The 13315-nt window shown below is 32.1% G+C and carries 11 protein-coding genes and 2 pseudogenes; 3 read left to right on the top strand and 10 right to left on the bottom strand.

Annotated elements, in window-relative coordinates; all coding sequences use genetic code 11:
- The first annotated feature begins 81 nt into the window (after positions 1-81).
- Positions 82-495 (top strand): ATP-binding cassette domain-containing protein, encoded by a 414-nt coding sequence (locus QZZ51_RS13640; RefSeq protein WP_366511979.1) that lies wholly within the window; start codon positions 82-84, stop codon positions 493-495.
- 4 nt (positions 496-499) lie between these two features.
- On the opposite strand, the gene recQ is transcribed toward QZZ51_RS13640, so the two are convergent.
- The 3 genes from recQ to QZZ51_RS13625 form a co-directional block, all read right to left on the bottom strand.
- Positions 500-2590 (bottom strand): DNA helicase RecQ, encoded by a 2091-nt coding sequence (gene recQ / locus QZZ51_RS13635; RefSeq protein ID WP_291870594.1) that lies wholly within the window; start codon positions 2588-2590, stop codon positions 500-502.
- A gap of 108 nt (positions 2591-2698) precedes the next feature.
- A complete protein-coding gene (ssb, locus tag QZZ51_RS13630) occupies positions 2699-3031 on the bottom strand; it encodes a single-stranded DNA-binding protein (RefSeq protein ID WP_291870592.1) in 333 nt (110 codons plus the stop codon).
- A 372-nt stretch (positions 3032-3403) separates the two neighbouring features.
- Positions 3404-3526: a hypothetical protein gene (locus tag QZZ51_RS13625; RefSeq protein ID WP_291870590.1), complete on the bottom strand. Its 123-nt coding sequence runs from the start codon at positions 3524-3526 to the stop codon at positions 3404-3406.
- A 108-nt stretch (positions 3527-3634) separates the two neighbouring features.
- Here QZZ51_RS13625 and QZZ51_RS13620 point away from each other — a divergent pair, with 108 nt between their 5' ends.
- Positions 3635-4609, top strand: a complete 975-nt coding sequence (locus tag QZZ51_RS13620) for a hypothetical protein (protein ID WP_291870588.1) — start codon at positions 3635-3637, stop codon at positions 4607-4609.
- 173 nt (positions 4610-4782) lie between these two features.
- Here QZZ51_RS13620 and QZZ51_RS13615 read toward each other — a convergent pair whose 3' ends face one another.
- From QZZ51_RS13615 to QZZ51_RS13595, 5 genes and pseudogenes are all read right to left on the bottom strand, one after another.
- Positions 4783-5721, bottom strand: coding sequence for an IS1595 family transposase (locus tag QZZ51_RS13615; protein ID WP_291870585.1), 939 nt, complete (start codon positions 5719-5721; stop codon positions 4783-4785).
- Positions 5722-6143: 422 nt separating this feature from the next.
- Entirely contained in the window at positions 6144-6608 is a 465-nt protein-coding gene (locus QZZ51_RS13610; RefSeq protein WP_291870583.1) for a hypothetical protein, read from the bottom strand.
- A 901-nt stretch (positions 6609-7509) separates the two neighbouring features.
- Positions 7510-8507 (bottom strand): annotated as a pseudogene (locus QZZ51_RS13605) (virulence RhuM family protein); the annotation flags it as partial.
- A pseudogene (locus tag QZZ51_RS13600) lies at positions 8500-9406 on the bottom strand (IS1595 family transposase). The pseudogenes QZZ51_RS13605 and QZZ51_RS13600, both read right to left, overlap by 8 nt.
- Positions 9407-9639: 233 nt before the next feature.
- Positions 9640-10254 (bottom strand): hypothetical protein, encoded by a 615-nt coding sequence (locus tag QZZ51_RS13595; RefSeq protein ID WP_291870581.1) that lies wholly within the window; start codon positions 10252-10254, stop codon positions 9640-9642.
- Between the two features lie 242 nt (positions 10255-10496).
- On the opposite strand from QZZ51_RS13595, the gene QZZ51_RS13590 reads away from it, so the two are divergent.
- A complete protein-coding gene (locus QZZ51_RS13590) occupies positions 10497-11483 on the top strand; it encodes a hypothetical protein (RefSeq protein WP_291870579.1) in 987 nt (328 codons plus the stop codon).
- 694 nt (positions 11484-12177) lie between these two features.
- Here QZZ51_RS13590 and QZZ51_RS13585 read toward each other — a convergent pair.
- A complete protein-coding gene (locus tag QZZ51_RS13585; RefSeq protein ID WP_291870577.1) occupies positions 12178-12525 on the bottom strand; it encodes a hypothetical protein in 348 nt (115 codons plus the stop codon).
- Between the two features lie 81 nt (positions 12526-12606).
- On the bottom strand, positions 12607-13315 hold a 709-nt coding region (locus QZZ51_RS13580), incomplete at its 5' end, for a DUF4986 domain-containing protein (protein ID WP_291870575.1).

The following is a 13315-nucleotide window of genomic DNA, read 5'->3' as shown; positions in this document are numbered from 1 at the left end:
ATTTACAAACTTAATAGAAGGTATTTTGGAGAAAAATTATTCGACAGGCTAGTAATAGCAGGAATTACAGGATTATGATAAATTACGGACAATCAAAATCTTTTTCTCTCCAAAGAAAATAGAAGTATTGTTATGGAAAATTTCTATGTAAAACCACTATGGAATAAAAAAGTAAAACACCTTTCTGGTGGCGAGAAAAGAATAGTCGAAATCTTATTAGTTGTACATTCCGATGCGAAGTTTATATTGCTAGATGAACCTTTTAATGGAGTAAGTCCTTTAATGAAAGATTACATAACAGAATATATTAAAGAAATGAAATTAAATAAGGGATTTATTATTACAGATCACGATTATGAAAACGTTATAAAAGTAGCCGATACTATATCCTTTTTAAAGGATGGGTATCTTAAAGAATTAAAAGATAATAATCAGTTGGTGGAATTAGGATATTTAACTAAATCGACCTATGATGTTGTTTTTAAGGGGGAATAGTATCTTAGTTATCAATTAAATATAATCCCATTTTAATTTTCCAATACGGCATTTTCTCTTCAAAATGAGTGTAAAAGGCTTTTAATCCTTCTGCATCGGTTAATTCTTCTTTAGCAGTTTCTATTTTTTTAATTTCTTCGGAAGTTATAAATTGTTTAAAATCTATAGGTTCTCCGTTTTCATGTGTTTTTTGTAAATGCCCGTAGATAGTGTCTTCTTTTATGCCTCTTTCTAGAGCAATATCGGTAATAGAAATGCCGTCTTTAAACATGGTATAAGAAACCTCGTGCGTTGGTACTTTAGACTTTATAGTCCTTCTATGGGCTGCTATTTCTTCCATAAAAACGGAAGCATACTTTTTTAGTTTGGCAGCTCCCACACCAGAAACCTTTTCAAAGGCTTCTATGGTCATAGGTTTTTTTGCTTCCATATCTTTTAAACTAGCATCTGTAAATACCACATAGGCAGGAACATTTTGTTCCATTGCTATTTTCTGTCTTAAAATTCGTAATTTTTCAAACAAAGGACTTTGCTTCTTAGTAGCGCTACTTTTTTCTTTTGCTCTTTCTTTTAGATTTATTAAAGTGGCTAATTTTATGGTTTGTTTATCAAATAATATGGCTTTTGCTAATGGCGTTATTTCTAGTTTAGAATGCTCTTTAAAATTTATTTGGAGCACCCCTTGGTTCAAAAGTTGAATTATATATTGCTGTAAATCTTGCCAAGAAATATCTTTTAGGGCACCAAAGGTTTTTATGTTTTGGTAACCCTTATCAAAAAGCATTGCATTTTGAGAACCGCGTAGAACGTCGATAACCATTCCCATAGCTTCTTGTTCTTTAAGGCGTAGTACTGCGGAGCATACTTTTTGAGCCATAACGGTGGCATCAAAATAAGCGGGTGGGCGTTTACATATATCGCAATTGCCACAGTCTTTGGTATTGTGTTCCCCAAAATAATTTAATAGCGCAATACGTCTGCAACTTAATGCTTCGGCATACTGCTGCATTCGCTCTAATTTGGCTAATTGCACCGTGGTATTTGCACCGCTATCAATAAACCTTCGTAATTGTAAAACATCCGAATAACTATAAAAAAGTAGGGTGTTAGAGTCTACTCCATCTCTGCCAGCTCTACCAATTTCTTGGTAATACCCTTCTAGGTTTTTAGGTAGATTGTAATGAATTACCCAGCGGACATTACTTTTGTCAATTCCCATTCCAAAGGCAATGGTTGCGACTATAATAGGAGTGCGGTCGTTAATAAAATCTTCTTGGATAGAAGAGCGTTTTTCAGCTTGTATACCTGCATGGTAGGCCTTTGCTTTGAAGCCTAATTTACAAAGGGATTCGGCTATTTTTTCAGTACTCTTTCTGCTAAGGCAATAAATAATACCACTTTCGGTAGTTTTATCTTCTAAAAATTGTTGGATCTGTTGCATTCTATTTTGCCCAGGACGTACTTCTAAATAGAGATTAGGTCTATTAAAAGAAGCTAGGTGGCGTTCTGCGTTGGGAATAGAAAGTTGTTCTACAATATCATCTTGGGTAGCACGGTCTGCGGTTGCAGTAAGCGCTATAACAGGAACGTTTGGGTATTCTGTTTTTAGTCGTCCTAATTGGGTGTACGCAGGTCTAAAATCGTGTCCCCAAGAAGAGATACAATGCGCCTCATCTACTGCGAAAAGACTAATAGTAATTTCTTTAAATAGCTGTTGCATATGGCCCAAGCTTTCTGGTGCCACATAGAACAATTTTAATTTACCGTCTTGTAATGCTTTTAGCGTTTCTTGTTGTTCTTCTTGCGCTTGTGAACTGTTGTAGTATGCTACGGCTACGCCATTTGCTTTTAGGACATCGACTTGGTCTTTCATTAAAGCAATTAAAGGGGAAATAACAACTGCGGTTCCTTCTAAAGCCAATGCCGGTAATTGGTAGCAAAGCGATTTGCCACCACCAGTAGGCATAATAGCTAAAGCATCTTTCTTAGAAAGTACATGAGTAATAATTTCTAGTTGGTTTGGTCTAAAAGAGTCGTACCCAAAATGTGTTTTTAAAAGATGTAGCAATTGTTGTTTTTGTTCTTCTTGTAGCATAGGCGATAAAGTTACAGTATTTGATGCATTGGATACAAAAAACAGAAGAAACTGTTTCCTTTTTTTAAAAGAAAACAGCTTCTTTGTGTTTTTTATTTTAGTTAAAAATTACTTTCCTAGCATAAGGACTTCGTTACAACGAATCTCTGTAATATATCTTTTCTCACCATCTTTGCCGTCATAACTACGGTGTGTAAGTTTGCCGTCTATGGCGACTTGTTTTCCTTTTAGTAAATAGTTTTCTACGATGTCTGCAGTTTTCCCCCAGGCTACAATATTGTGCCATTGCGTATCTTCTACTTTTTCGCCATTGGCGTTTTTGTAATTGTCTGTAGTTGCAATAGAGAATTTAGCTAATTTTTTTCCTCCGTCTAGGGTTACAATTTCAGGATCCTGTCCTAAATATCCAATTAACTGTACTTTGTTTTTAAGTGCATTCATAATTTCTAAATTTTAAGGTTTAAAAGTATATACGATGGAACTTCTGTTATTCCACACTGCAAACATAAAAGAGCACTTAAAAATTAATCGGTTGTAAAATAATTACTTTCGTTTGTAAACATTTGTAATCGTTTGTAAATGAATAAATATGGTAGCTATAGGCACCTATATACCAAATGGGACAAGAAAATATAATGATTTATCGCACTGGAAACGTGCTATTTTTTTGAAGTTCGGCTTTCGTGATTAAATCGCTACTAATACAGCGATACAGAGCATCGGGACTATATCCGCTAAAAGCTTTCTTTTATTTTAAAGAACATTTGCACACGGTTGATGTGTTTATCCCAACCTACGGTCAAAACCGATGTACTATTTTTTCTTTTTAGGAACAGACGCTTTTAGTACGTCATTAAGAGTAGTGTTAATCTTTAACTTCTCTTCGTACTTTTTAGAACGTTCCTTCTTTTCTTTTATGGGTTTCTTTTCTTCCATGTTTACAAAGATAATCAATATCAAACTGGCGTTTTCTGACGATTCAAAATAAACCTTAACATATTGTAAGAAAATACTATATTTACTGACCAACCAATTAATACAGTAATGAATATACCACCATTTCTTTTAAAGCTTTCAAAGGGCGTCCTCAAGAATATATTATATGTTGCTCTTTTCTTTGGAATTTTATTCTTGGCGCTTGGATATGGAGGGCTGTTTCATTTAACAAGCGAAAGCTGGAAAGAAGTCTTCAAAGTTGCCGGAACTGTAATATTGTCTAGCGGTGTTTTTATGGCTATTGCCAAATCCGAGCAATTTTTGGGAATTTTTAAGGATGAATTACGCAATGTTATTTATTCCCGTGAGCATCTTGACAAAAGAAAAGATTTAAACGCTATTTGGTATCGTGTTTCTGAATCTCTGTGTAAGCAAAAATTTGCCACTATAAATACTAAAGTTTTCGAAACGGTTAAAGAACATTATCTGCCGTTTGATCAAGAGTTTTTTTATAAACGATTCGAAATAGACTCTGCCTATGAATTCATGGACAATGAACCTGAGTACTTATCGGTTGATAGTGAATATGATACTGACATTGTAGCCGATGATCCTGATGGCTTTACATATCATTTTTCTTCTACCATACCTCTACCAGAAAATGACAATGGCAGGACTAGCTATGAATTAGAGGAAATGAAAATAAACGGCGAAATACTAACTGATTTAATTGAAAAAGAATATCTTAAAATAAAAAGAACAGAAAAAGCACTTAGCATAAAATTTGATTATCATATTCCTTGTGAAAAAACGAAGGAATATAAGATTACAAGAAGAGACAAAACCACCTATAATTTAAATTCCAATCCATTTAATGCGCATTCTGCTTCTTGGCTTTATAAAATGTTTGTTGTAAAAATCACTTATCCTAAAGAAATTAATATTGATTGGGTTGATATTGGAGTTTTAGGGAGGTGGACAAAAAATTTAAGAGAGAACAATGTACACAACGTTTTAAAAGCTACTTATAACGGTTTAGTGTTTAAAAATCAGGGTTTTATGATTATATTTAGAAAGATATAACGTTTTTTTTATACTTTTATAGTAGATTAGCACGTTATTTGTTATATATTATAGTGAACCGTTTAAAGTTAAATAATATGAAAACTAAATCACCCGTTAATGTTGGTTAAAAAACCAATAGAAAAAAGAAATTTTAAATAAAAGCCCTTCTTTAAAGAAGGGCTTTTTAATGTCTAAAAATTATCAGTTAGAACTTTATAACTCAATACACTCTCTGACCCCTCTAAAAACTGATTAAACCTTTCATTAGAAGTCAAGCTACGATTATTAAACCTCGCAGCATATTCATCTAAGTAACGGCTTACGTGCTTATCACTTACTTGATGGTAAACACCATATAAACCTCTTTTTAATACACTCCAAAAGCTTTCAATGGTGTTTGTGTGCACTTGCCCTTCAACATAAATATTCAAACCATGTTTTACGTTGTCGTGCTTATATGTTTTCTTTAATTGCTTGTATGCAGATGCTTCATCAGAATAGATGGTTGCATCATGCGGTACATGCGTATTAACGAACTCTACCATATTTTGAGTGGTTTCTCCTGATACATACTTTAAAGCAACCTTACTGTTACGCTCAATGATACCAATAACGGTTTTCTTAGCCTTGTATGGCTTACCTTCATTAGTCAACGATAAATCATCTTGCGAACGTCTTTTTTTAAGGTGCTTGTTTTTCTCTTTACCACCAATGTAAGTAGCATCAGTTTCTACCATTTTATCTTCTCCTAACATTTGCGGAGCTTTTTCTCTTAGCATTTCTCTAATTCTATGAAGTACGAACCATGCTGTTTTTTGTGTAATTCCTAAATCAATTGCAAGTTGCACAGAACTAATACCTTTTTTGTGTTCTGTACATAACCATATTGCAGCAAACCATATACGAAAAGGTATTTTAGAGCTTTCAAATATAGTCCCAACCTTAACCGTAAATTTTTTATGACACTCTTTAGCTCTACACTTATAACCTCTATTCGTTTTATAAGGATTTTCACTACCACAATGAGGACAAGCAGGCTCATTCCCCCAACGTAGGTTTTCGTAATATTCTACGCAAGTGGTTTCCTCTTTGAAGTAATCTAATAATTGTGGAAGTGACTTGAATTGCATGGTGGTTTATTTAGATAGTTAAATATACATATTGTCCCATTAACTACCTAATATTATTATGTAAATTATTGTTTTTAAGTGTTTTACATGTTTTAATCCTTGATATTTGGATCCGATTAGTAAAATACTTATCTTTGTATAATTGAAAAACGCCAATGCTACTAACATTGACGCTTTTGTTTTAGTAATCTTTTTGGAGTGTTTAGCTTATAGTTAATGATACTATATCTAATTTAACTTTCAGCTTTAGATATGTTTTTAAAGCCTTTCAGATTACTGTTTTGGGTTGAATAAGGTTTGGAAGCTTATTCAGATGTTCATTTTAACTACACTTAAAAGGTTTGGAAGCTTTTAAGTTTCGATGAGTAATTTGAAAACCCTTTCCCTATTTTATAAGCACCTTGTAGGGTGCTTTTACTTTTTTAAAACTTAATAGTATCCTGTATATTTTTCTTTTTAACTACATACATGTGATCCTTTTTTATATTGCCATCATCATCTAACCATGTCTTACTCCCCCAAACAAAAGACTGATTAGATTTAGCGTATTTAATTGTCGCAATAATACCTTTGTTTCTTGCTTTCCCTAATTCAACCGCTAGTCTCTGGTCTAGTTGCTTCTCACTTCTACTTTTATTAAAAGGCTTTAATACATCTGCTATTTCTGATTTATGTAGAAACCTATTAGCGTCTTTTAAGACTTCTAGTGCTTGAGTTTGAATAGATTTCCCTGCTAGGTTTAATTCCGTCTTATTTGTGTTAGGAGTATATTTTTCATCAGCATCATTAGAGGTGTAATCAAGAGAGTTAAGTTTTTCCTCTATAATACCAAGCCTAGAGATTAGCTTGTCTTTTTCCGCAATTAAGAGTTCGATTAAAATATCCATAATACAGTCTTTATATTGTGTTATTAGTTGTTCTGTTTTTCAACATCTTTCTTTGTCTTTGTAAAAAAGAAGAACATTGCAAAGATATATACTTAAGTAATACTAAATAAGGATAAAGTGGATTATTTTATAAAGTTATTATTATCATGTATCTATTCTTGTTATTTATGTTATATAAATAACTTAAAACCAAATAGTTATCGCATATATTCGTTTATCTTTTTATTTATCAACAATAATGTTGATAACCTCAAAAAATAAATAAACATAAATTTAAAACAAATGGAGTGTTTTTAGAAAATACACATAAGTTACGTTGTTCATATTGTATTTATTTTCATACTACATATAGAGTACTCCAAAAAAATATAGCGAAAGTTAATTAAACAACGTTTGATGTTGTGTTGGCTGACCCACCTTGTGGATAAGGTGGGTTTTCAATTGATTCTATGGTTAAATATTTCTGTTTTCAACACCTTGTCCCAACACGTATATAGATGCCTAGCTATAGGCACCTATATACAATTTTACACCAGAAAGAAAAGTTTGATTTCGCACGTAATATGTGCATTTTTTTTGGAAAGTATTACTTTAAAGATTAGATAGTTTCTAAATCAACTATCCAGAGCTTGATTAAAAGTAATCTTGTATGTAAAAGAGCGTGTAGCATTGTCAATGAATCGTTCTCTTAAGACGTTTTCCAAGACTATACAGTCAAAACTGATGCTTATTATTTTTTCTTATTATCTTTTCGTTTTTTTAAACTAGCTAAGCTTAAAGCTGAAACTCGTTTTTCTTTATTTGGATTAAAATCTAAACCTTTTTTTAATTTTTGATTAAAATCAGACAAAGGTGGAGGAGGTACAGGTAGTGGTGGAGGAGATATAGCCTCTCCATTATTCACGCTTGAAACTACTTTGTCAAAATCTGAAACAAACTCTTTATCTTGTTTTACTCTAAATTTTTTATATTCAATTTCTGCAAATTTCTTTGCAACATCTTTCCTTATTTTTCCTGCATCATCCAATAAATCATAGTCATTAAATTTCAAGAAAGAATCTAATTTATTAGACCATTCAGCCATAGTCATTGTTTTCCCCCTTTTTGCCTGTAATTCTGCAAAATCTAAGTACATATTTACTAAGGTATTAAGTTCGCCAATTTCTTCTTTTTTAAGATAGTTTTTCGCTACAGAAACATCTGTTTTTATTATTTTCCCTCCTTTTTTTTCATTTTTCCAACTTGTTAAACCCATATTAGGCTTTTTAGAATCAGCTCTTAATTTAATAATTTCTGGTGCTGTGTTATAGCAAACTCTAGTTTATTCTGCACGGTTGCAAAAAAAAATCTAGTTATTTCTGATTTTGAGTCATAATCAATAGCAGTTGCATACAAATCAGTTATTTTTTGATAAAACCTTCTTTCGGAAGCTCGTATCTCTCTTACTATCTCGATTAATTCGTCAAAATAGTCTTTGTCAAATAAATTTTTACCCTGTTTTAATCTATCATCATCTATTGCGAATCCTTTAACAAGGTAGTTTTTTAATACACTACTTGCCCATATTCTGAATATTGTGGCTTTTTGGGAACTAATCCTATAACCAACAGAAATAATTGCATCTAAGTTATAAAATTCAATATTTCTTTGAACATTTCTATTTCCTTCTTTTTGAACTGTCAAGATTTCCTTGACAGTTGAAAATTTATTTAATTCACCTTCTTTGAATATATTATTTAAATGTAGGCTTATGTTCTGTTTAGTAGTATCGAAAATTTCAGCCATACTGTTTTGAGAAGCCCAAACAGTTTCATTTTTGTCATCCAAAATCACTTGAATATTGGTTGTACCATTATCCGAAGTATAAAACATAAAGTTTGTATTCTCTAAACTATGCATTAATCAATTCTTTATAAGTCATTCTGTTTTCAGTGTTTTGTAAAAGTAAATTAAATCTTTTAGATTCAGTACTCTGTCTAGAGTTGTATCTAAACACAAACTCGTCAACATACATTTGTAAGTGTTTTTTAGATGTAAAATGATATATTCCAAAGATACCACGCTTTAATAAAGACCAAAACCCTTCTATAGTGTTTGTATGCACTCTATCTTTTACATATTGACGACTACTATGTTTTACTGTTTGGTGGTCGTAAACTCTCTTTAATCTAGCGTAAGAAGTGTATTCATCCGTGTAAACTTTAGCGGTATCTTTTATAGTACTAAGTATTTCACTAGATAAAGTTTCCATTGTTGTATTAGGTACGTGCTTAGCAATTACTTTACCACCACGTTCTACCATTCCAAATACTGGTGCTTTATCGTCACTAGTGCCTTTAGCCTTTTTGTCAACCTGTTTATTTATTGTTCTTGCTGCCTATATAAGTTTCATCTGCTTCAACTTCGTTATTAAGTTTAGTGTCGTCATCAATACCGAAACATTTACGAATCCTAGACAGCATAAACCAAGCTGATTTTTGAGTAATATCTAAATCACGCCCTAATTGTAAAGATGAAATTTCTTTTTTATGAGAAGTAACCAACCAAATAGCAAGAAACCATTTTTGTAAATCAATTTTAGTATTATCAAAAATAGTGTTAGTTTTTACATTGAAGTACTTTCCTGTATTCTTACATTTGTATTTGTTCCCCTTACAGTTATATACCTTAGATTCAGCATCAAAAGGACTTACAACGTTTCCATTCCATCTTAATTGCTCCAAATGGTCTATGCAAGACTGTTGGTCTGGAAAGGCTTTTATTAAGTCTAGGATTGAATTGAAATTTTGGTTAATCATAACTGTATTATTATACAGCTATTGTAATACTTTAATTACACCAGTACAAATATTTCGGTGTAATTAAGTTCTGGCAGGTGAAATCAGAACAATAAAAAAGCCTCTTTTAGAGGCTTATATGGTTAATAAAAAAATTAAATCTTATGTAAAAATTAAATCTCTTTTCATAATGTTAGTTTTAATGACGGGTGTCAAAGTTAATGAATTATATATTAATAGAACGTAATGTATCTTCAATTTAGTATGTTAAAATTTTCCCCTGAGTCAAATTTACCATTACTAATTGCACTAGATGGGTCTTGATATTTTTTAACATGAACTTTTCTTCTTCCGCTTTGTGAATGTGTCGAATCTATTTGTAGGTGCAGCCATTCCTTTTTTCCATTCCACATTTCTTCTAAAGGTTCTAGTATCTTCATTTGAACACAATTATTATAAGTTTCAGTACTTCTTTTACCTTTCCCTGTTAAGAATTTAAATTCAGGTTGGGCAATTTTAAGTCTTTTAGTATTATAATTCTTCGCGCTTCCGTTAAAAAAATCCTCCATTAAAAATAAGTCAATAGAAACATTTTCTATGTCCGCCTTAGTCATGTTAATAAACTTAAACCAATAAATAATTTCAGGTTCTCCTAAATCATTAGTCGTTTGTTGTTTAACAATCTTACTCGCAATTTGAATTTTAGGCTTAAATACCCGTAAAGTCAAAAAAAACAGGCCAGAAGCAATAATTCCCGATAGAATACCTGTTATTGTTGCGATAAGTAAATCATACTCTAAAGACTCCCTGAATACATACTCCACGACTACATCAGTCGTTTGCAGTAAAAATTGTAAATACATTGGCATAGTTTGGTAGTCTTCAAATATATAAAAATTTACTTTTATATAACAATTTTCTTACACTCCAGTGTAAAGTTGTATGTAGTTACCTGTATAATGGCATCTATATACAAAAGAACAAGTTAAATGTTTTGATTCGTTACTTTAGTCCTCAAATAATCTATGCCATATCAAACATTTAGCTATAAAAACCGTTATCACATTTCAACGAAATAATCTTTATAAATAAGATTCTAGTTTTAGTACCAATGACGAACAAATTATATTCCCTCTATTGTTTCTTTTTACTGGTCACCGTTTCGGTATTCTCGAGTTCTGGCACTAGTAATTCTACGATGCTAAATACTCAAAATCTTGTTGTGCAAGAAAGATCGGTTTTGAATATAACCAGCCCTAATGCAAGCACAGTTTGGATGCTTCCTAATACGGTTACTTTAGAATGGTCTACCACAAATATCGGAAGTGAAAAAACAATTCGTTTCTTTTTAATACGAGATGAGATGGTAGTACAGGAACTTGGTATTTTTCCTAATACTGGCTACGCAAGGAATATTAAATTGGCAAAAAATGTAGGAGAAGGAAACCATTATAAAGTAATGGGAATAGAGTTATTCCCAGATGATAAGTATAATATTGCAAAATTTGCTACGCCTTTTTTCTCTATTAAGAAAGAAGTGAAAATTCTTCCTGCTGTTGCAGGGCAAACAAATGCAGCCCAACCAAAGACAACGAAACAAAAAGCGGCAAAGCCAGAGGTAAAGAAGACAACGAAACGAGAGAAAAGGAGGCTAAAGAAAAGCAAGCGAAAGATGACATCCAATCTCGATGTAAAAACAAATCCTATTCCTACAAGTGAAAATGTTGCACCTGTAACAATAAACAGAGAGGAGTTTGCTGGGAGAAATATATCGTATGTAAAAGATTTAGTTTTTAAAAGTACAGAAATAAGCATTTATGTTTGGGATCACGGTAGGCAAGATGGGGATATAGTTTCTATCTACCTTAACGGGAAGCCAGTGTTATCTAAATACTATTTAACGTATTGGAAGAAAGAGATTAAGATTAAAGTAGACCCCAATAAACCTAATGATTTGTTTTTATATGCACATAATCTAGGGGATGCTCCACCAAATACCGTATCTATTAAAATTACGGACGGAAAAACCTCTGAGAATATAATTTTAAATTCCGATTTAAAAAGGTGCGAAGCTGTTCTTATAACTGTAACAGAGTAATTAGGTGTTTTGCTGTATTCTTAACAAAAGAGTGTTTTTTAAGCTTTAGAATGTTTTAGGTGATTTACGATTAAAAACGAAACGAGTAACATCGTGCAGCGTGTTACCCTCCTTGCTCTTAGTTTTACAAACACGCTTTATTTAGGGATTATTTACAATTCTCTTGTTATAAAAAATTACCATTCTTACATAGATATTATTTGTAACCATTGAGATTTCAATATTTCAATCCATTTTTGGTACTTTATATAATTGAGAATTAATCTTATTTACTTTAACCTCATCCATTTTTATTACTGCTCGATCATAAGTCATAAGCCCGTTTACTTCGCCTTCTACGTCAGTTGTCTGTGTGTAGATAGCTGCTGCTAACCCTTTCTTTATCAAAGCAGGAATTTGGTCAACCTGCGGTGATGATACAAATTTGGACGGCACTTATAACCATTCTAATCTTAAAAGCATTAAAAACCCAGGCCAAACACCCTTGGTATTTATCAAATTTAGTAGCATTTATAAGATTAAACCTTTTTGTGAAAGTAGAGCTACATAAATGGCTTGACAATCCATTTGTCAAAGAACAACCACCACCAAACTTATATGTACAAGGGGTTCTTTTTTGAAAATCAATATATTTAGGCCGTAAAACCTGTAAAATGGCTAGATTTTATGTGCCCTGAATTTATTTAGGACAGGATTAATCAGAAATCCTTTTTTCTACTCCAGATAAAGCCGATTCAACTGCAAATGGAACTAATATTTTTCCGTCAAATTGTTTCGGTTTATCAAGATTATTAGAAATGATGGCATAATCCCAAATACCGTTAAGATTCATCCACTTATCACGTTTCATTTGAGGCCTTGGATATTCTGGTAAAACAGATACAGGTTTAACTTCTTTAGCCCAAGAGCTAACGATGTGATTGGTTTTTAGTTCCCAGTCATTTTGTGCAAATAAATCAATAACCGACAATAGTAAGCATACTAAAAATAAGATGTTTTTATTTTTCATGTTTTGTGATTTTTCACAATTATTAGCTGTCATAATGTATTCTTAACAGTTAACACCAATGACACATTATTTAGAATGTCTATTTTACAGATATAAAGACACTTAGTTTTAGGTTTACTCTGGATTCTTAACCTTCCAATACATAATATACCTTGATTCATGTAAACGAAAAAAGGGAATTAATTTTAGGTTATTATATTTATTACCACTGAGATTTTTTACAGAAAATGTTAATGACTTTCCTGGTAAAAGTTTCACTTTTTGCACCAGTTTTTTTGGAAGACTTTCTATAGCAGGCATATCATCTATCGGAAATTTTTCATCACTGGCTACCTGTGCCAAATGACCTCCTTCTGCAAAGAGTCCTTTCATTTTGGTTGTGTCTGTTTTTGCTGCCAAAAGAATAGGACCATGCATAAAGGCATAGTAATCTTTTCCATCGGGTAATTGTTCAACGGTCGTACGCATTGGCAATTGAATTGCTATTTCATCACCATTTTCCCAAACTCTAGATATTTTAATATATCCTTTCGAAATACTAGTTGTTTTTATTTTTTTACCATTAACCAATACTTTCAAAGCTCCCTTTTTTACCCACGAAGGGTGCCTTAGTAATAAAGCAAAAGATTGTTCTTTTTTCGTGTTTATAGTCAACGTAGTGTTTTCTGCATCGGGAAACCCTGTTTGTTGGACCAATTCTATTTCTCTTTCTTTCCATTTCAACTTTGAAGGGATAAATAAATTCACATACAAGTCATTTTTAGAATGAGCATATATCATTTCACCATACTTTGTATGATTTTCTAGGCCTGAGCCCACACAA

It is taken from the genome of Maribacter sp. (genome assembly GCF_016744255.1).
Taxonomy (GTDB): domain Bacteria; phylum Bacteroidota; class Bacteroidia; order Flavobacteriales; family Flavobacteriaceae; genus Maribacter_B.
This window is presented reverse-complemented; position numbering and strand designations above follow the sequence as displayed.

Excerpts from the sequence above, each read along its gene's own strand:
- recQ (WP_291870594.1), bottom strand. The coding sequence starts at position 2,590 with ATGCTACAAGAAGAACAAAAACAACAATTGCTACATCTTTTAAAAACA.
- ssb (WP_291870592.1), bottom strand. The coding sequence starts at position 3,031 with ATGAATGCACTTAAAAACAAAGTACAGTTAATTGGATATTTAGGACAG.
- QZZ51_RS13625 (WP_291870590.1), bottom strand. The coding sequence starts at position 3,526 with ATGGAAGAAAAGAAACCCATAAAAGAAAAGAAGGAACGTTCTAAAAAG.
- QZZ51_RS13620 (WP_291870588.1), top strand. The coding sequence starts at position 3,635 with ATGAATATACCACCATTTCTTTTAAAGCTTTCAAAGGGCGTCCTCAAG.
- QZZ51_RS13615 (WP_291870585.1), bottom strand. The coding sequence starts at position 5,721 with ATGCAATTCAAGTCACTTCCACAATTATTAGATTACTTCAAAGAGGAA.
- QZZ51_RS13610 (WP_291870583.1), bottom strand. The coding sequence starts at position 6,608 with ATGGATATTTTAATCGAACTCTTAATTGCGGAAAAAGACAAGCTAATC.
- QZZ51_RS13595 (WP_291870581.1), bottom strand. The coding sequence starts at position 10,254 with ATGCCAATGTATTTACAATTTTTACTGCAAACGACTGATGTAGTCGTG.
- QZZ51_RS13590 (WP_291870579.1), top strand. The coding sequence starts at position 10,497 with ATGACGAACAAATTATATTCCCTCTATTGTTTCTTTTTACTGGTCACC.
- QZZ51_RS13585 (WP_291870577.1), bottom strand. The coding sequence starts at position 12,525 with ATGACAGCTAATAATTGTGAAAAATCACAAAACATGAAAAATAAAAAC.